Source organism: Streptomyces sp. NPDC046866, from assembly GCF_040704625.1.
Classification (GTDB): domain Bacteria; phylum Actinomycetota; class Actinomycetes; order Streptomycetales; family Streptomycetaceae; genus Streptomyces.
The window spans coordinates 45,025-62,597 of record NZ_JBEYXN010000027.1; the positions used below are offsets into that span (position 1 = coordinate 45,025).

The following is a 17,573-nucleotide window of genomic DNA, read 5'->3' on the forward strand; positions in this document are numbered from 1 at the left end:
GAGGACACCGCGGACCCCGTCCCGTCGAGGCGGAGGCGGCGACGCGGTGACCCAGGAGACGCTGCCGCCCAGGGTGCGCGAGGCCATCGCGGGCGTCGTCGAGGCGGTGAGCGCCGGGGACGACGCCCGGATCGACCGGCTGCTGGAGCAACTCGTCCGCGTCGCTCCCCCCAATGTGCTCTACGAGCTGCGAAGGCAGCTCGCCAGGGGTTCAGGGCCGCCGTAGAGGGCGGCATGCGGGGCTCGCTGCCCGATCTTTGCCGTCCACGTCGTGCAGCACGAAGTAGACGGGGCCGGCGGAGGAGTTAAGGCGGAGTTGTCCGCCGCGGCGAAAGCCGCCGCTGGCCGCACGGCCGAGCTGCTAGACGCCGCACCGGTGCCGCAGGAGGATTCGGCGCCGCTGGTGAACGAGTGGCGGCGATGGGCGGCCAAGTACCTTCAGGGCGCGATCGCCGCCGAGGAGGGCATGAGCAAGCATGGCGAGCGGAACCCGGTGTTCGGGCGGGTGACGGCCGCCGCGGCGAGGCTGCTGCGGACGAAGGAGACCGAGGGCCTGACCACCGTCTGCCTGCCCCTGGGCGCCACCGACGAGACGGACCGACCATCGGCGCGCTGTCCGCGACAGCCCCCGGAACCCTCATCGACATGGCCATGCAGAACGGCTTCGGTCCCGACAAGGCGATGGCCCTGAGCCTGTTCGTCGCCAAGGTCCACGGCCTGGCCGTCGCCGAACACGCCCGCGGCCAGGGCATCGCCGGCGCGCTGCTCAAGCGGGCCTGGCAGGTCTACCAGCAGCTGGGCTACTACTTGGTGTACGGCTCGTACGAGGCCGATCGCGATCGCGGCGCCTTCTACACCCGACACGGATGGACCGTCCACGCCCCCGGAGAGCCTTCTCCCTCGACCCATCGCCCTACCGTTCCGACTCCGGGGGCGACGACCAGTGCATGTTCACCCGCTGGCGCCCCCCGCCGCTGACGAGCGGGCCGGTGGGTGACCCGGACGGCTAGGACGGCGTTGAAGAAGGCGTGACCACGACGATGCGGCTCCCACCCGCCACCGGCGCCCAGCGCACCGGGAGCGAAACGGTTCCGCGCCCCGAGGAGCCGATCTTCACCGCGCTCGCCGCCCGGTGGGAGACCGAGGCCCGCACTCGTGCCCGGCCGGGCGGATGAGGAGTGGACGGTCCTCGCCCGCCGCTACCCCTGGCCCATACGCTGACCGCGCGGTGGGGGCACGGCTCCCACCGCCACCCGCACGCACCCCCAAAGGAGCCCGCCGGCGGCCGTACGGCGCCATGCGCTCCCGGGCTGCCGGACCATCACCGTGGTTGGGCCCCGGTCCGGCAGCCCCACCAGTCCACCATCCCCGCCGGGGTCGGACGCAACGACGCCCGACAGCAGGAGGGCCCTGACCGCTCGGGGATGATCAGGACCTTCGTGACGGGGAAGCTAACCGAGACCCCCCCGGTCCAGCCCGGCCGCCTTAGCGGCGACGTGGGGGCGGACCGACCAACCGCTGCCGCCGTTCTGCTGATGCGCTTTCCTCTTCGGGGTGGGCGACGGCTCCTCCACATCCGCCGGGGAGCCCGCGCGGCCGAGCCCTGCATCGCCGAGCACGCACGGAAACTGATGGTCCCAACCACGGGATCCCGCAGGCGCTTCACCCCGAACCGCCTGCGGCCCGACCTGTCCCTCACGATGCTCAGTCGATGCCAGGGTGGGCGAGGGCTGCGAGTTGTTGAGGGGTGAGTCGGTCGTCGGCGTTGTTTCCGGTTGACGATCCACACCCCAGTGCTCGCCCGGGGAGGCCGCCGCCTTCCCGGGCGATGTATTGCGTGAGGGCCTGGGGCTTCCGAGCCCCGTCGGGACGTGGCGTTCGGGCCCGGCTCCACGGCGGCCGTACGGGCCCGTAGGGCCGCCGTGGGCTTCACCCGAGCGAGGCCAGTCGGCGTTGCTGCTCCTCGGCGGTGTCGTCGTTGAACCAGTAGTCGCCGGCGGCCAGGTAGCGGAAGTGGTGGGTGCTGTGGGCGGGGAGGGTGACGGTGACTGCGCGGGTTCCGTCGCCGCGCGCGGTGAGAGGGTGGGCGGCGGGGTTCCAGTGGTTGAAGTCGCCGACGACGCTGACCGGACCGGCCGGGCTGTCTTCGGGACCGCCTTCGGAAGCCCGCCCTGTGGATCAGTAGGCGTCGTACTCGCCGAACCAGTCGACGATGTAGTGGACCTCCCGGCTGCTCTGGTTCCAGAGGTCGATGACACCGTGAGGGCCGGTCTTGGCCTGGACCAGGTTGGAGACGTCCTTTCCCGCCGTCCAGTTCAGCGCGGAGGTGGTGGGGCGGGGCGGTTTGACCGCGTACCCGTACTGGTATGCGTGGGCCGAGTTCGGGTCGGGGGCGACGGAGAGGTGTCCCGCTCCGGTCGTGGTGGTGACGGTGAGGTTCGTGACGTGGGCCTCGATGGGGAGGTCGTCGCGGTTCCCCGAGTTCAGGTGCAGGGCGTAGTAGCCGCCGGAGAGACAGGGCCAGGTGTTGGGAGGCAGGCTCCTGGAGTCGAGGTGACGGAACGGGCCTCCTTCCGGCGGGAGGCCGCGCCTCCACGTGGCGAAGGCCGCCTTGCTGCCGGCACCGTAGTAGCCGACGACGTCGATGATCACGTCGGTTCCGGCCCAGGCGCCGTTGCGGACGTTGATCTTTCCGTCGGTGCTGACCGGGACGATGACGGAGTTGGCGACGGTCTGTGAGGCAGTGAAGTTCAAACTGGAGGTGGACGGGGCGGGCTGACCGCTCGGAAAGACCGTCAGGTGCCCCGCCTCCCGGGGGTTGGTGACCGTCACGTTGAGCGCCACGGCGGTCGCCCCGGCGGGGATGCCGTTCCGGCCGGTGATCTGGACTCCGAGGGTGTCCTGTCCGGCGACCTGCCCGCGCGCCGCGCCGAGGCCTTCGCGGGTGTCGACGAAACGGACCGGGTTCAGCGCGGTGTAGCCGTCGGCAGCCGCACGGTCGAAGTAGCCGGTGACGTCCGCGATCAGGTCCACGGCGTTCCAGCCGCCGTTGTACAGCTCGATGTACCCGTCCTTGCCGACCGGCACGATCACTTGGTTCGGGACGGTCTGGCCTGCGGTGTAGTTCACGTTCGAGGTCTTCGGCCTGTCTCTGCCCGAGGGATATACGCTGACGTGCCCCCCGGCGGTGGCATTGGTCGCCGTGACGTTGAGGACGACCGCGGTGACCCCCGCGGGCACGTTCGCGTTGCCCGCGATCTTCAGCCGTACCGGCGTGTACGCACCGACCTTCGCCTTGGCCGAGCCGATTCCGGCCCGGGTGTCGAGCAGCCGGGTGGGAGCATGCGCTGCGAAGAAGGAACCCGGCGTCGCGAACGGGAGCCGGTTGACCGCCTGGACGTTGTTCACAGTGTCCGTGGCCGTCACGGTCACGGTGTACTCGCCCGGCCGGGGGTAGGTGTGCCTAACGTCGTACAGAATCTCACCGCCGGTGACGGTGGCCGTGTGCGTCGTGCCGTCCCCCCAGGCAATGACGACCTCGTGGGGGACGGGCGCCCCTTGGTAGAGGTTGACGCCGACGGAGATGCTGCGCGCAGTCCTGGCTTCGCCCCACATGTAAAGTTCAAGGTTCGAGGCACCGGCGGAGGCCTGTGCTGACCCGCCCCGCGCGGTGTCGGAGGGCAGGACCGTACGGACCGTGTTCTCGCCCGGGCTGCGGAAAGTCCCGGCGTCATCGGCGGCAGCAGCCCCGTCGGGAGCAGCTTCAGGGGGCGGTGCGGAAACCCCGGGCGCTGCAGGGCCGGTGGCCTGCGCCACGCCCGGTATGAGACCCACGCCGACTGCGAAAGCGGCAGCTGGGACAACGAGTCGGCGACTGCGCACCGGCCCCCCAATTTCGTTGTTGATCGAACGAGCTCGAAAGCCTGTACAGCGTACCGATCGTCACGGACACGCCATACGCCTGCCCGACACCCAGCAGGCCACGGTTTGATCACGCCGCGTCCGGCCGCCGCTCGGGCCGGGCTGGACGCCGAGGACGGCCTGCCCCGCGACGGGCGGGGCTGGGAACACACCTTCGACGCCAACGAGCGGATCGAAGCCCCCGGCCTGAAACTCCGACTGCTCCACCCCCATGCTCCGGCACTCCTTCCCGCCGAAGTGGTACGCGATCGGCCGACTGCTCTTCGCCACTCCGCGCGGTCACCTCAGCGAGGACGAGCAGCCCGACTTCCGCGAGCAGTTCGGCAGCGTCTCGCATCTGGTCCAGACGATGCTGGGGCACCGTCGGGTGGAGACCACGAAGAACGTGTATCCCGAGCCGTTTCGGACACTGGAGGTCGAACCTCTGCTGCCCCCTGGCCGCCGGCGCGGAGGACGATGGAGTCATGGGCGAGCACGACGAGGACCAGGACGCCGTCGCCGAACCGGCGCGGCCGCCGCTGCCCAGGCCCGGGAGGCGTCGGCGGGCTGCGCGGCTCGCTGGAGGCAGCGGGGCGAGATACGTCGGCTTGTCGCGGTCGTTGTCATGGTCCTTGCTAATACGTGCTGCACGGTGCGCTACAAAGCGTGGGTCGTAGGCGGGATACCGCCGCGGCGCCCCGAGCGGTCAGTGGCGCGGCCAGGTCTGACCCGCACACCACCCCTCCTGCCGAGCCGGGGCCGCGCCACAGGTAGCGGCCCGGGCCCGGCACGTCTCACGCCTGCGAAACCTCCGCACGGCTCGCGAGCGGTACGGAGCGCCGCTGGCCGTGCCGGTCCGGACGTGGTCGTTGGCCGGTGTGGCGGTCGGCGGACTGTCCGAGCGGTGGGGTAAGCCTGCTGCTGCCCGCGCCCCGCGCCCCGCGGCCGATGCCGATGCCGATGCCGATACCGGCGGCTATGAAGAGGATCAGCGCGGTGCGCTGCGACAAGAGCGCCGGCTTCACGGCGGGGGCGGGCGGAGCGGGGACCTGGTCGCCGTCTGCTCGCGCGGCCCTGCAGGTCAGGAGCAGGGTCTGCGACTGGCCGCGGGCCCGTTCGATGTCGTATGACAGCTGCCCGGCGGCAGCGTCCGGCGTGCCCGGCGCCGGGGTGGCGTGCAGGCGCACCGTGAAGTCGACGGGGGTCAGGCCAGCCCGTCCGTCACGGCCCGGGCCGGTATGTGGTCCAGGCTGTGGCCGGACTTGACCCTCTCCTCGACCTCGGCGCGCGGCCGGTTGCGGCGTCCACGGTGAGCCGGAAGCAGACCGGCCATGCGCCGGCGTGGCGACCTCAGGGGTCCCTTCCAGGCGGCGGGAACCCGCAAAGCCGCCCGACATGCCGTGGCCACGAGTTCGTAACGAGCCATTGACAGTGGCTTCGGCTGGAGGCAGTCTCATCTTCACACGGTTGGCTAAACGATTAGGCAAGCCGTTATCGACCAATTTGAGAAGGTTCAAGGATGCGCCGGATCGGAATCAAGGACGTGGCTGCGGCGGCAGGTGTGTCGACCGCGACCGTCTCGCATGTCCTGAACCGGGTCGAGGGCAAGCGGATCAGCGAAGAGACGCGTCAGCGCGTCTGGAAGGCTGCCGATGAGCTCGGGTACGCGCCCAACGGACTGGCTCGCGGGCTGAGGACGCAGCGGTCGCAGACCATCGGCTTCGTCAGCGACCAGATCGCCACCACCCCCCACGCGGGCCGGATGATCCTGGGAGCCCAGGAGGCCGCCGCGGCCGAGGGTGTGGTTCTGCTGCTGGTCAACACCGGCGGGGATGCCGAACTGGAACGCACAAGCATCGAGATGCTGCTCCAGCGGCAGGTGGACGGGGTGGTGTACGCGGCCATGTACCACCGCATCGTGGAACTGCCCGGCGCCCTGCACGCCACGCCGACCGTGCTGCTCGACGCGGGCTCGGCCGATCCTGCCGTCCCCTCGGTGGTACCCGATGAGGTCCAGGGTGGCTACGCGGCGGTGCGCGAGCTGACCGATCACGGCCATCGCCGGATCGGAGTGACCGTGCAGACCGTCGACCTTCCCGCCCGACGGGGCCGCCTGGAGGGCTACCGCAAGGCGCTGGCGGAAGTCGGCGTCGCCTACGACCCGTCGCTGGTCGCTGCCGAGACGGCGGTGCTGTTCAACACGGTCGGCGGTGACGTGGAGGCGGGCTACCGGGCCGCGCGGCGGCTGCTGACGGCGGAGCACCGCCCCACGGCGTTGTTCTGCTTCAACGACCGGATGGCTGCCGGTGCTTACCGAGCTGCTGCCGAGCTGGGGCTGTCCATCCCCGGTGACCTGTCGGTCATCGGGTTCGACAACCAGGAGCTGGTCTGTGAGTCGGTTTACCCGCAGCTGAGCACGGTTCAGCTGCCGCACTACGAGATGGGGGCACGGGCTGTGGCTCGGTTGTTCGCTCTCACCAAGTCTCCGGGCCGGCCACCGGGTCCGGACATGAAGGAATTGCTGCCTTGCCCGCTGGTGGCGCGGGCATCGGTCGCTTCGCCGCCCCGACTCTGACCCCAGGACGGCGAAGCACTTCACACCGTGACAGGCGACCGTTGCGACCGGTCGTCGGTCCTGTCAGTACATGGAACACAGTGAGGGTACACAGATGTCGCCCGAGATTTTCGATGAGCGCTCCAGGCGGCATTCCCGCCTGATGTCCGACAGCGCCTCGGAGTACTGAGCCGCGCTCTTCCCGCCGTCCCTGTGCCGGCACTTCAGACCGCCTTAGCACCCTTAGCCGTCGGCATCACGCCGTGCCGGCCCTCCCATGCTCTGCCGTGAGGGCTGGCAGCGGTTGCCGGGGGCAGGCGTTTTCACCGAGTCCCCGAGGGGATCGTGGCCGGCTGCGTCCGGCGCCCGTCGTCCTCGCATGCTCTGCTGCACATACCGAAAGGCACGCGTGTGTCCACCGCGCCCTGCGATCCGTACCGGCCGATCGCGCATCTGCGCCCGCCCCGGAACTGGATCAACGACCCCAACGGGCTGGTCTTCCATGACGGCCACTATCACGTCTTCTACCAGTACAACCCCTCTGGCGCGACGCACGCGAACATGCACTGGGGTCACTTCCGCAGCCCCGACCTGCTGAGCTGGGAACCGCTGCCGATCGCCCTCGCCCCGGCCCCCGGCGGCGTGGACGCGGACGGGTGCTTCTCCGGCAACGCCGTCTCCGACGGCGACCGCCTCGTCGTCTTCTACTCCGCGAACCGCTGGGAGCGCTCGCCCCAGCACCAGCCGGTCGCCACCGCGACCTCCCTGGACGGCGGCCGGACCTTCACCCCACACAACGACCTGGTCATTCCCGCATGGCCCGACGACTGCACGATGTACCGCGACCCGTATGTGTGGCGGGACGGCGGGCGGTGGCGGATGCTGGTCGGCGCCGCCCTCGCGGACGGCCGGGGCGCGGCCCTGCTGTACGAGTCGGCGGACCTGGAGACCTGGACCTATCTGGGCCCCTTCGAGGGGCGCGAGCAGGAGCCGGTCGGCGGCACCGGCCTGCACACCGGCGAGGGCTGGGAGTGCCCCCAGTACCTGCCGCCGCGGTCCGGACACCGCGGTGCCCTGATCTTCAGTGCCTGGAACGACCACGACGGCGACCGCTGCGTCACAGCCTTGATCGGGGAGGAGAACGGGGACGCCTTCGAAGCCGGCCGGCCCGTTCTCGTCGACTACGGACCGGACTGCTACGCGCCCGCCCTCTTGCGTGCACCGGGCGGCCGATGGCTGCTGTGGGGCTGGTCCGCAGAGGCCCGCGAGGAAAGCTGGGCGGTCGCCGAAGGATGGGCTGGGGTGCTCACGCTGCCTCGCGAAATCCAGGTCGGCGGCGACGGTACACTCCGGCAGCAGCCGGCGGCTGAACTGCTCGCCCTGCGAGGCGGGCACGCCGTCCATGCCTCGGGCGAAATGCACGGCCCGGATCCGGTGGACCTCGGTTCCATCGGCCGCGCCTTCGACCTGGTGGCCCGCCTGGAGCCCGCCGAAGGGGCCGGTCTGCGACTGCTCACCACCCCCGACGGCTCCGAATACCTCGACATCCGCTGTGACGCCGCCACCGGCGAGCTGGTCGTGGACCGCGAGCACGCCTCGCTGGACGCCCGCGCACGGGCCGGTTCCTACCGGATGCCCTGCCCGGTCGGCCGACCGGTCGAGTTGCGTGTGGTCGTCGACCACTCCGTCGCCGAAGTCTTCCTGACCTCCACCGGTCAGGTCCTCACCCTGCGCTTCTACCCAACCGGCGACGGCCCGTGGCGCTTGCAGGCCCGCAGCGCACTGGACACGCGCCTGGGCTACAGCGTCGATGCCTGGAACCTGCGCCCACTGGTCGTCAAGGAGCCGAGCGCCGACACCGGACTGCTGCACGAGCAGTCCCGCTGACCGATCCGTCGTCACGCCGCCGTGGCCCCGGCCTGGGGCGATCCGAATCCCCCATGCACCTGCGCACCACCCACCCTCACCCGCACCGACACGGAGGAACCCACCATGAACAGCCCGAGCAGGAGATCACGCCGGACAGCCTGTACGGCCCTGGCCCTCACCCTGCCTCTGGCGGCACTGGCTGCCTGCGGGGGCGGCAGCAACACCGACACCTCCGCCGAGGAGGGCAGCGGAACCGGCACCATCACCGTCTGGGCCCACCAGGGACAGGCCAGTGAGTCGACCGCCCTGCAGAACGCGGTGAAGTCGTTCAACTCCTCCCAGAACAAGGTCCAGGTCAAGCTGACCCTGATTCCGGACACCGACTACACCAAGGCCCTCACCGCGACCGACGCCTCCAAGCTGCCGGACGTGATGGAGTTCGACGGTCCGACCATGGCGAACTTCGTCTACAACAAGAAGCTCGCCGCGATCGACGACTACGTTTCCGTCAAGACCATGGCCAACGCCACGGACGCCATCAAGGTCCAGGGCGAGATCAACGGCAAGCACTACGGCCTGGGCATGTACGACTCCGGGCTCGGTATCTACGGCAACAAGAAGCTTCTGGACGCGGCCGGGATCAAGTACCCCACGGGGCTGTCCGACGACTGGACCGCGGCCGAGTTCACAGCCGCCGTCACGAACCTCGCCGCCAAGGACCCCGACGGCAAGAGCCTGGACCTCCAGGAGAGCGGCGGTTACGCCAACGAATGGGGCACCTACGGCTTCGCCCCGATCATCTGGTCGGCCGGCGGCTCGCTGCTGAAGAACGGCAAGGCGGAAGGCGTCCTGGACACCCCGGCCGTGGCGTCGGCGCTGAAGACGTTCCAGGGATGGAAGAAGTACACCGACCCCAACACCGACGGCAACGCCTTCGCCAAGGGCCGCGTTGCCCTGAGCTGGGTCGGCCACTGGATGTACCCCACCTACAGCAAGGCCCTCGGCGACGACCTGGTCGTCCTGCCGCTGCCCGACTTCGGCAACGGCCCCAAGACCGGTCAGGGCTCCTGGCAGTGGGGCATCGGTGCCCACACCAAGAACGGCAAGGCCGCCGGCGCCTTCCTCGACTCCCTCCTCAACGACGCCAACGTCACCGCGATGACCACAGCCAACGGTGCCCCTCCCGGGACCGCGTCCGTGCTCGCCAAGAGCGACCTGTACAAGCAGGGCGGCCCGCTCCAGCTCTTCGCCGACCAGCTCGCCAAGCCCTGCGGCGACTCCCACAGCGACAAGTCCTGCGTCGCCGTGACCCGCCCGGTCACCGCCGGATACCCCACGGTCACCGCCAAGTTCAGCCAGGCGCTGGCCGGCATCTACGGCGGGGCCGACCCGGAGACCGCCCTCGAGAAGGCCGCCCGCGCCATCGACCAGGACTTCTCGGACAACGCCGGCTACAAGCTGCCGTAGCCGGCGGTCAGTCGCCATAGCCGGCATCCAGCAGCCGGGAGAGGACCCCTACCGTGACCACCGTGAGCCCCGCACCCGCCGCCCCCGCAGGAAGGAAACCGCCCCCGCCATCGACCTCCCGGACTCGCAGACGACCCGGGCGCAGGAACCGCGACTGGCTGCGCGGACTACTGATGTCGGCGCCCGCCCTCGGCGGACTGATCGCCTTCGTCGGCGTACCTTTCGTCTACGCGGTCGTGCTCTCCTTCTACAACGTCCGCCTCGGCTCCCCGCTGCCGCCCCGCTTCTTCGGCATCGAGCAGTACCGGCGCCTGTTCACCGACCCCGACGTGTCCGGCCCGTTCCTGCGGGCCCTGCTGAACAACCTCACCTTCACCGTGGTCGTGGTCCCCGTACAGACCGGCCTCGCGCTGGCACTCGCGATCCTGCTCAACCGCAAACTCAAGGCCATCGGCGTCTTCCGGTCGCTGTTCTTCCTGCCGGTCGTCTTCCCCATGGCCCTGGTCGCCGTCATCTGGCGGCTCATCCTCGCCCGCAGCGGCGACGGCCTGCTCAACTCCGCTCTGGACGCAGTGAGTTTCGGCAACTGGGGGGCCTTCGACTGGCTCGGCGACGGTCTGACCGCCATGGCCTCGATCATCGTGCTGTCCATCTGGCAAGGCGTCGGCTTCCAGATGGTCATCCTCCTCGCAGGACTCCAGCAGATCCCCGGCGAGCTCTACGAGGCCGCCGAACTCGACCGGGCCTCCCGCTGGCAGCAGTTCCGCCACGTCACCCTGCCCGGCATCCGCGGCACCCTCGCCTTCGTCGCCATGCTCACCTCGGTGCTGTCCTTCCGCGTCTTCGACCAGGTCTACGTCCTCGTCAAGGGCGGCGGACTCGACGAGGACGCCACCCGCACCGTGATGTACCAGGCCGTCACCACCGCCTTCGACCAGAACAACATCGGCCAGGCATCCGCGATCACCGTCGTCTTCTTCCTGATCGTCGTCGCCCTGACCCTCATCCAGCGCCGCGTCGTCCGCACCGGCCACGAGGACTGATCCCCATGGCCCAGACCCGAAACTCCCTGCGCCGCTTCCTCGACTACGCCGTCCTGAGCGTGCTGTCCTTCATCTTCGTCCTGCCCGTCCTCTACCTGATCCTCGGCAGCTTCAAGCCCTCCGACGAAGTCCTCAGCGGCCTCACCGGCTTCCTGCCCACCCACCTCTCCTTCGACAACTACAGCGCCGTCCTGGACAGCTTCGACTCGGACGCCACCGGCTACTTCTGGCGCTTCATGGGCATCTCCCTGCTGCTGTCCACCGTCGTCGTCCTCGGCGGCCTGATCGTCAACTCCATGGCCGCCTATGGGCTGACCCGCCTGCGCTGGAAAGGTCAGGGCGTCGTCTTCGCCCTCATCCTGCTGCTGATGCTGGTCCCGTTCGAAGCGGTGGCCGTGCCGCTGTTCTACCTGTTCAACAACCAGCGCAACACCATCTACATGCAGGCGATCCCCTTCATCGCCAACGCCTTCTCCATCTACCAGTTCGCCACCTTCTTCCGTGCCATCCCGCCCAGCATCGAAGAAGCAGCCCGCATCGACGGCGCCGGCCCCTGGCGCACCTTCTTCGCGATCATCGTCCCGATGTCGAAGCCGGTCTTCGCCTCGGTCGCCATCCTGACCTTCCTCACCCAGTGGGGCTCGTTCCTCTGGCCCGTCCTCATGGTCTCCGATCCCTCGGTTCGCCCCCTGCCGCTGGAAATGAGCGTCTTCCAGGGACAGACGCCCGTCGACTGGGGCCAGGTCCTCGCCTTCGGCGTCCTGCTCGTCCTGCCCGTCCTGATCGTCTTCGCGTTCTTCCAGCGGTGGTTCGTCCAGAGCGTCGCCAGCTCCGCCGTCAAGGGCTGACCCACCGACCGAGCACCCGCACCTGCGTGCGCACCCCACGTCCATCCCCGCAGAGAGACACTTCATGAGCACGGCCCCCTGCGGCATCACCGTCATCGGCGAATGCGTCGCCGACGCCTTCACCGACGCTTCCCACTCGGTCCCCGCTCAACTCGCCTTGAACGTCCTCCCCGGCGGCGGCCCCGCCAACACGGCCGTCGCCCTCGCCCGGCTCGGCACCCCCACCCGCTTCCTTGCCCGCATCTCCCACGACGTCTTCGGCACCCTCTTCCGCAACCACCTCACCGCCTCCGGCGTCGACCTGGCCGACAGCGTGAACGCCCCCGAGCCCAGCACCCTCGCCATCGCCCACCTCGACGAGGCCGGCCAGGCCACCTACTCCTTCTTCGCCGACGGTGCCGCCGACTGGCAGTGGAATCCCGACGAACTGACCACCGCACCGGACGGGCACACCGCCGCCCTGCACACCGGATCCCTGGCACTGATCCGCCAGCCCGGCGGAAGCCACATCGAGGACCACCTCGCCGACGCACGCGAGCACGCCAGCGTTTCCATCGACCCCAATGTCCGCCCCCTGCTCGTGCCGCCCGCCGCCTACCGCAGGAAACTCCACCGCTGGTGCGCCCTCGCCGACATCCTCCGCCTCAGCGAAGACGACCTCGCCCTGCTTCTTCCCGGAGCCACTCCCGAGCAGGCCTGCGACACCTGGCACGAGGCCGGAGCCCGCCTCGTCGTCATCACCCTCGGCAGCCGCGGCGCCCTCGCCTCCCTCGACGGCCACCGCGTCACCGTCCCCGCACCGGCCGTCGAAGTCGTCGACACCGTCGGCGCCGGCGACTCCTTCACCGCCGGGCTGCTCCACCGCCTCACCGCACTCGGTCACCTCGGCGGCCGACTCGACACCCTGACCCTCGATGACACCGCCAACGCCTGCTCCTTCGCCGCCCACGTGGCCGCCCTCACCTGCTCCGTCCCCGGCGCCGACCCGCCCTGGGCAGCACGCTTGACATCCCTCGCCACCGACGACGACCACCTGCATCGGCAAGCATGAGGCGCCTTCGCCCCCTCGCCTCAAAGCGAACACACCACCGGCACGCAAGCGGATACGCCTGATCACCGTGACTGATGCACACAGCGGGCGTCGGGGAATTCCTCGAACGGCTCCGAGCCGCCGGGTGACACCGCAACGTGCCCGACCGCCCGAACCGCGTTCACGCGGATTCCGGACGACGGGCAGCCGGCCGGCTGCTTCCTCCTGGTCCGCGACGCGCGGCGGCGGGCGATGACCTGCCGCGGCGCAAGTCGCAGCTGCTTGTTGTAGATCTACCGCGGCGGGGGCGGGGTCGGCGGTGGTGACCGTGGCGGGGGTTTCGGCGGGCCCAGCGGCGGTGGCGGCTCCCAGCTGCGGAGGGGTCGGCTCAGCCGGCGGCGGTTTCTGACCCCGGAGGCCGGTGCGGACGCGGCTGCCGTGGGGGAGGCAGGCTCGACCGTCAGGCCGGTGGCCGTTGCTGCCGAGGCGGCCCCACCGTCACCCGCCCCCTGGCGGTGGCCGGCTGGTGCGGTGACCTCCTTCGGGGGTAGGCCAGGGGGCGGGAGGGCGTGGGGCGGGGACCGGGAGGGCGGCGGTGATGGTCTTGCCGTGGGGGTGGGTGTGGATGTGGGTGGTGGGGGCGAGGGTGGTGATCACGCGCCAGCCGAACCCGCCGGGAGTGTGCACCGACGGTCTGCGGAGCTGGGGTGGGTGGGGGGAGCGGTCGGACACCTCGACGACGACCTGCCCGGGCCGGACGGTGACGTCGAACCTGGTGAGTCCTTGCCCGTGACGGTGGGCGTTGGAGACGAGCTCGCTGACCACGATCAGCACGTCGGCGATCAGGGTGTCGGGCAGGTCGTGCCCGGCCAGGGTCTGAGCCCCGCCCCGAACAGCTCACCACCGAAGGCACCGGGCTGCTCCCCTTCGCCTACATCGAAGGAACCGGCGCCTACCTCTACTGGCTTACCGACGAACACAGCAAGCCCGAGGACTGGACCGTCCTGGCCAACGCCGGCCGCGGACCGGAATGGGAACACCACCCCATGAACAGCACCCGCTTCATCGTCTCGGTCCTTACCGGCGCGACCCGCTCTGGCATCCTCGCCAACCTTCCCGCCGACGAACACACCTTCGACTCCAACGACGACATCCTCGAAGCCTGAGTAATTCGGCTGGACACCTGAGCGACGCCATCCGGTCGGCCGGTCCGAGGAACCGATTTACGGGACAACCTCAGGAGAGCTCGAGGAGTCCGCCGAGAGTCAGGAAGAGGCCCCCGAAGGCCATTGCTGTGGCCAGGAAGCGGTAGACCCCGGCGGACATGACGAGCGGGGCCGGTCCGAGATCGCCTCGGGCGTGCATGGCCCCTTGGCTGTTGGCGGCGGCTCGGCGTGCCAGCGCCTGGGCGCTGCCGCGGATGTTCAGTGCGATGCTGCCTCCGGCGATGATGCATATCGGTCCGGCTGTCAGCAGTGCTGCGGCGAGGCTCATGAAGTACTCCTTGGTGTGGTGGAGTCGGCGAGCGGTCCGTTCGACAAGTTGGGTCTGCGGGTTTCGACACATGTGCGGGCGGCGGCTGGCTCGAAGACCGTGCCGCCCCCCGCATGCTGTTTGTCGGTGCCTGTACCTGTCGTGGTTGTGCCGTTGCCGGGCTCCGTGGTGCCAGTCGGCGTTGGGTGTGTGAGGGTGCGGCTGGGCGTATGCCCAGCCGCACCGTCGTGTGGGGTCAGCCGATGGTGAGGAAGGTATTCCAGCCGTCTTCGTCCCGGCCGCTTGCGCCGCCGATCGCCGTTCGGGACCCCAGGAAGAGGAACTGGCTCGCGTCGGTGCCGGTGGCCCAGACGTCGGGGATGCCGTCGCCGTTGGTGTCCGGTGTTCCGAGGATCATCGGGCGTTCGGCTCTGCTCCAGCCGGTGGTGGCGTAGGTGTAGTCCTGGCCGCCTTCGGCGTTGACGGCGGCCTGCAGGGAGGTGATGTCGACACCGCCGTTGGCTGCGGCTTTGCCCTTGCGCAGGACGAGTCCGCGGCTGGCGTTGGCGTCGTCGCGGTAGAGGAGGTCGGGGATGTTGTCGCCGGAGATGTCGCGGACGCCGACGATGTCGCGGGGGGCCCAGTTGGCCGCGAGCTTCTTGTAGGAGGTGAAGCTTGCGCCGGTCCAGCCGTTGAAGAACCAGAAGCCGCCTGCGGTGTCGAGGGCGAACATGTCGGCCAAGCCGTCTCCGGTGACGTCCTCGGTGGCCACGATCTGCCGGAAGGTTGCAGGGTCGGGTGCGTTCGCGGGGAGGATGATCTCCAGGCGGCGGCCGACGTCGAACTGTCCGGTGCCGGTGCCGGGGTACACGTAGAGCTTGCCGTCATCGGGCATGCGGGCGATGAGGTCGGTGATGCCGTCGCCCGGGTACCAGTCGGTTGAGTGGGCGATCAGGGCCCGCCTGCCGTTGGCGTCCTTCCAGTAGCCGGGTGCGATGGTCATGCCGTCCTTGACGGCGCCGGGGAGGTAGGCGTCGGTGTCGCCGCGCTCGTCACCCGCGTACGTGCGCAGGTTGCCCTGGCTGTCCACGGCCAGGAGGTCGGGATGCCCGTCGCCGGTGACGTCGCCGGGGGTGTCCTGGACCGCGCCGGGGGTGACGTAGAAGAGGTACTCGGTCTGTGGGGAGATGTTGCCCGACTTGGTGACGGTGCGGGCGTAGAGGACGTTGGGGCCCGCCGTGTTGACCTGGAGCTTGAGCTCGGCGGTGCCGTCGGCTGCCGGTAGGGCCTTCTGGTCCCACGCGGGGCGGTTGAGGCTCCACTGGTACTCGCGGATGTCTGCGGCCGCGGCGCCGTTGCCCAGGAGCTTGATCACCTGGTCCTTGGTGCCGGCCGGCTTGATGCTCCACTGCGGCGCGGGATCGTTGTCGCGGTTGGCGCCGGGGAAGTCGGTCGAGCTCACGCCCGGGGCCGGCGGGATGACGTGGTCGACGGTGAAGGTGCACCAGCCGCCGCCACCGGAGTCCAGTGGGCCGCTGCCGGGCGAACCGACGCCGTCCCAGTCGACTGCGCGCGAGAGCCAGTAGTACTTTCTGCCGGACGTGAACTTGGTCAGCGGGACTTCGCTGGTGACGACGCCGTCGCTGTTGACGGCGATCCACGCGCTGTGGATCGACTGCCCACTCTCGGCGTCCCACACCTCGATCTGCAGCTGGTTGAGGTTGGAGAGGCCGTCGCGGTCGTTGCCCTTGACCTGGAAGGTGATGTTCGTCTTGCCGATGCTGGTGCCCGCGCCGGTGGTCACGCAGGGACCACCCGGGTAGGTGCTCATGTTCGCCGCGATCGGGACGTCCGGCGGCGTGGTGTAGGTGATGTCGAGGTAGGGGGCGTACTCACCGTTGGCGAGGAGCTTCTTCCAGTAGTACGAGTCCGACTCGTTCGGGGCGGCGAAGCCGAGGGAGAGTGCGGCCCACCGGTTGTTGGCTGCGTCGGCGACGAGTCCGGTGATGTCGGGGGCGACCCAGTTGTCGGGGCAGGAGCTGTTGTAGCCGTAGCCGGCGGTCTCGGTGGCGACTTTCCGGGTCCAGTAGGAGGTGGTGTTGTTCCAGGTGCTCGACGAGGTGATGTAGGGCGTCGAGTAGATGTCCATCGCCTTGCGGTCACACGACCAGGAGTAGGTCTGCAGCGCGTACACGGCGGCGCGCTTGATCGCAGTGCCGTGGAGTTCGGTACCGAAGTCGAAGTTGAAGATGGACCGGGACGTTCCGCCGGTGGTGGACTCGTACCCCACGCGCGCTTCGTTCGTGCCGCTGGCGTTGTAGTTCTGCCCGTTGTAGAAACTGGAGTTCCCCTCCGTCTTGTAGAGGAGGGTCCAGGCCTGCTTGTGCCCCTTGAACGAGGGGTCGACGAAGACCGGGTACACCGTCTCAGGCGCGTTCAGCAGCGAGCTGTCCGGCGTGAGCGACAGAGTGTTGTCGGTGAGGGCGGCCTTGGCGACCTTCAGGTGGGCGCCCTCCGCACCCCCCAGCCCGGGAAGTCCCAGCGTCGGGTGTTGCCGCGCGGCCTCCGACGGCTTCCAGGCAGGGGCGTTGTCAGTGGTGGCGATCTTGCCGGACGAGTCCCACATCAGCGGCGACGGCGCCCCCGCGACCTCCTCGCCGGCCTCGTTGCGGGCGCTGACCGCCCCGGACTCGCCGTCGAGGCGGAACGCCAGGTCAGGAGAAGAGAGTCGGTACTTGAGTTCACCCAGCAGAGGGTCTGCCGCGGCCTGCTTGTCCTTGATCACCAGGACGTGCGAGTAGCCGCCGTCCTGCGCGGTCAGCACCAGGTCGATGCCGGGCCGGACGTTCTCGTACAGCGCCCGCGACTCGTCGATGACCGGCTCGGGCAGCACTCCGGGCCAGGCGACGACCAGCTCGTGCCCGTCGGTGTTCAACCGCACCAGCTCGGTCCAGGTCTCGGCGGGTGCGTCCTCGGCCAGGGTCAGAGATGCCCGGGACACCGCGCGCGAGGCCCGCTTCGTGCCGGCACTGAACACGACACGCCCGTTGACGGCCTTCGGTGCGAAACCGCCCTCCACCCGCTCCAGCCGGGTGTCGATCGGCTTCCACTGCCCGTCGACCTTTGCCCGGATCGCCGAGGCGTAGACCTTCTTCCGGTACTGGCCGTCAGGCTGTGCCCACGTCGTGCTGTTCGCCGTGCGGGCGGCAGTGACCTCGACGTCCTTGCCGGTGCGTTCGGCCAGGTGACGTGCCTCGGGCGCGGCAACGGGTGTGTCCTGGTCCGGGCGCTTGTGCGGCTTGTCCTCTCCGAGCACATGCACGCCGACAGGCAGCGCGACAGCCAGTGCCAGGCCGGCGGCGAGGCCTGCCCACGTACGGCGGCTCCTG

15 protein-coding genes are annotated in these 17,573 nt (G+C 69.7%); 9 read left to right on the forward strand and 6 right to left on the reverse strand.

Going from position 1 to position 17,573, the window contains the following annotated elements:
- Positions 1 to 46 precede the first annotated feature (46 nt).
- The 3 genes from AB0953_RS29690 to AB0953_RS29700 all read left to right on the forward strand — a co-directional run bounded on the left by AB0953_RS29690 (position 47) and on the right by AB0953_RS29700 (position 1,175).
- A complete protein-coding gene (locus tag AB0953_RS29690) occupies positions 47 to 226 on the forward strand; it encodes a hypothetical protein (protein WP_366862695.1) in 180 nt (59 codons plus the stop codon).
- 419 nt (positions 227 to 645) lie between these two features.
- On the forward strand, positions 646 to 978 hold the full coding sequence (locus AB0953_RS29695; RefSeq protein ID WP_366862656.1) for a GNAT family N-acetyltransferase: 333 nt from the start codon (positions 646 to 648) through the stop codon (positions 976 to 978).
- Positions 979 to 1,028: 50 nt separating this feature from the next.
- Positions 1,029 to 1,175 carry a hypothetical protein gene (locus tag AB0953_RS29700; protein WP_366862657.1) on the forward strand — a complete coding sequence of 49 codons (147 nt, stop codon included), beginning with the start codon at positions 1,029 to 1,031 and terminating at the stop codon, positions 1,173 to 1,175.
- A gap of 1,003 nt (positions 1,176 to 2,178) precedes the next feature.
- Here AB0953_RS29700 and AB0953_RS29705 read toward each other — a convergent pair.
- From AB0953_RS29705 to AB0953_RS29715, 3 genes are all read right to left on the reverse strand, one after another.
- Positions 2,179 to 3,615, reverse strand: coding sequence for a PKD domain-containing protein (locus AB0953_RS29705; RefSeq protein ID WP_366862658.1), 1,437 nt, complete (start codon positions 3,613 to 3,615; stop codon positions 2,179 to 2,181).
- A gap of 1,079 nt (positions 3,616 to 4,694) precedes the next feature.
- Positions 4,695 to 5,087, reverse strand: coding sequence for a hypothetical protein (locus tag AB0953_RS29710; protein WP_366862659.1), 393 nt, complete (start codon positions 5,085 to 5,087; stop codon positions 4,695 to 4,697).
- Positions 5,088 to 5,104: 17 nt separating this feature from the next.
- A complete protein-coding gene (locus AB0953_RS29715) occupies positions 5,105 to 5,233 on the reverse strand; it encodes a hypothetical protein (protein ID WP_366862660.1) in 129 nt (42 codons plus the stop codon).
- A 186-nt stretch (positions 5,234 to 5,419) separates the two neighbouring features.
- Between AB0953_RS29715 and AB0953_RS29720 the strand changes: the two genes are divergently transcribed.
- From AB0953_RS29720 to AB0953_RS29745, 6 genes are all read left to right on the forward strand, one after another.
- Entirely contained in the window at positions 5,420 to 6,475 is a 1,056-nt protein-coding gene (locus AB0953_RS29720; protein WP_366862661.1) for a LacI family DNA-binding transcriptional regulator, read from the forward strand.
- Positions 6,476 to 6,865: 390 nt separating this feature from the next.
- Positions 6,866 to 8,341, forward strand: a complete 1,476-nt coding sequence (locus tag AB0953_RS29725; RefSeq protein ID WP_366862662.1) for a glycoside hydrolase family 32 protein — start codon at positions 6,866 to 6,868, stop codon at positions 8,339 to 8,341.
- 105 nt (positions 8,342 to 8,446) lie between these two features.
- Positions 8,447 to 9,790 carry a sugar ABC transporter substrate-binding protein gene (locus AB0953_RS29730; protein WP_366862663.1) on the forward strand — a complete coding sequence of 448 codons (1,344 nt, stop codon included), beginning with the start codon at positions 8,447 to 8,449 and terminating at the stop codon, positions 9,788 to 9,790.
- 173 nt (positions 9,791 to 9,963) lie between these two features.
- Positions 9,964 to 10,833 carry a sugar ABC transporter permease gene (locus tag AB0953_RS29735; protein WP_366862664.1) on the forward strand — a complete coding sequence of 290 codons (870 nt, stop codon included), beginning with the start codon at positions 9,964 to 9,966 and terminating at the stop codon, positions 10,831 to 10,833.
- 5 nt (positions 10,834 to 10,838) lie between these two features.
- Entirely contained in the window at positions 10,839 to 11,681 is an 843-nt protein-coding gene (locus tag AB0953_RS29740) for a carbohydrate ABC transporter permease (protein ID WP_366862665.1), read from the forward strand.
- Positions 11,682 to 11,745: 64 nt separating this feature from the next.
- Positions 11,746 to 12,732 (forward strand): carbohydrate kinase, encoded by a 987-nt coding sequence (locus AB0953_RS29745; protein WP_366862666.1) that lies wholly within the window; start codon positions 11,746 to 11,748, stop codon positions 12,730 to 12,732.
- A gap of 477 nt (positions 12,733 to 13,209) precedes the next feature.
- On the opposite strand, the gene AB0953_RS29750 is transcribed toward AB0953_RS29745, so the two are convergent.
- From AB0953_RS29750 to AB0953_RS29760, 3 genes are all read right to left on the reverse strand, one after another.
- Positions 13,210 to 13,545, reverse strand: coding sequence for an ATP-binding protein (locus tag AB0953_RS29750; protein WP_366862667.1), 336 nt, complete (start codon positions 13,543 to 13,545; stop codon positions 13,210 to 13,212).
- Between the two features lie 402 nt (positions 13,546 to 13,947).
- Positions 13,948 to 14,205: a hypothetical protein gene (locus AB0953_RS29755; RefSeq protein WP_366862668.1), complete on the reverse strand. Its 258-nt coding sequence runs from the start codon at positions 14,203 to 14,205 to the stop codon at positions 13,948 to 13,950.
- A gap of 235 nt (positions 14,206 to 14,440) precedes the next feature.
- Positions 14,441 to 17,506: a DNRLRE domain-containing protein gene (locus tag AB0953_RS29760; RefSeq protein ID WP_366862669.1), complete on the reverse strand. Its 3,066-nt coding sequence runs from the start codon at positions 17,504 to 17,506 to the stop codon at positions 14,441 to 14,443.
- Positions 17,507 to 17,573 lie beyond the last annotated feature (67 nt).

What these genes read in the sequence shown, in the direction of transcription:
- AB0953_RS29730 (WP_366862663.1), top strand. Translation starts at nt 8,447, where the DNA reads ATGAACAGCCCGAGCAGGAGATCACGCCGGACAGCCTGTACGGCCCTG.
- AB0953_RS29705 (WP_366862658.1), bottom strand. Translation starts at nt 3,615, where the DNA reads ATGTGGGGCGAAGCCAGGACTGCGCGCAGCATCTCCGTCGGCGTCAAC.
- AB0953_RS29755 (WP_366862668.1), bottom strand. Translation starts at nt 14,205, where the DNA reads ATGAGCCTCGCCGCAGCACTGCTGACAGCCGGACCGATATGCATCATC.
- AB0953_RS29715 (WP_366862660.1), bottom strand. Translation starts at nt 5,233, where the DNA reads ATGGCCGGTCTGCTTCCGGCTCACCGTGGACGCCGCAACCGGCCGCGC.
- AB0953_RS29695 (WP_366862656.1), top strand. Translation starts at nt 646, where the DNA reads ATGGCCATGCAGAACGGCTTCGGTCCCGACAAGGCGATGGCCCTGAGC.
- AB0953_RS29740 (WP_366862665.1), top strand. Translation starts at nt 10,839, where the DNA reads ATGGCCCAGACCCGAAACTCCCTGCGCCGCTTCCTCGACTACGCCGTC.
- AB0953_RS29735 (WP_366862664.1), top strand. Translation starts at nt 9,964, where the DNA reads ATGTCGGCGCCCGCCCTCGGCGGACTGATCGCCTTCGTCGGCGTACCT.
- AB0953_RS29720 (WP_366862661.1), top strand. Translation starts at nt 5,420, where the DNA reads ATGCGCCGGATCGGAATCAAGGACGTGGCTGCGGCGGCAGGTGTGTCG.
- AB0953_RS29745 (WP_366862666.1), top strand. Translation starts at nt 11,746, where the DNA reads ATGAGCACGGCCCCCTGCGGCATCACCGTCATCGGCGAATGCGTCGCC.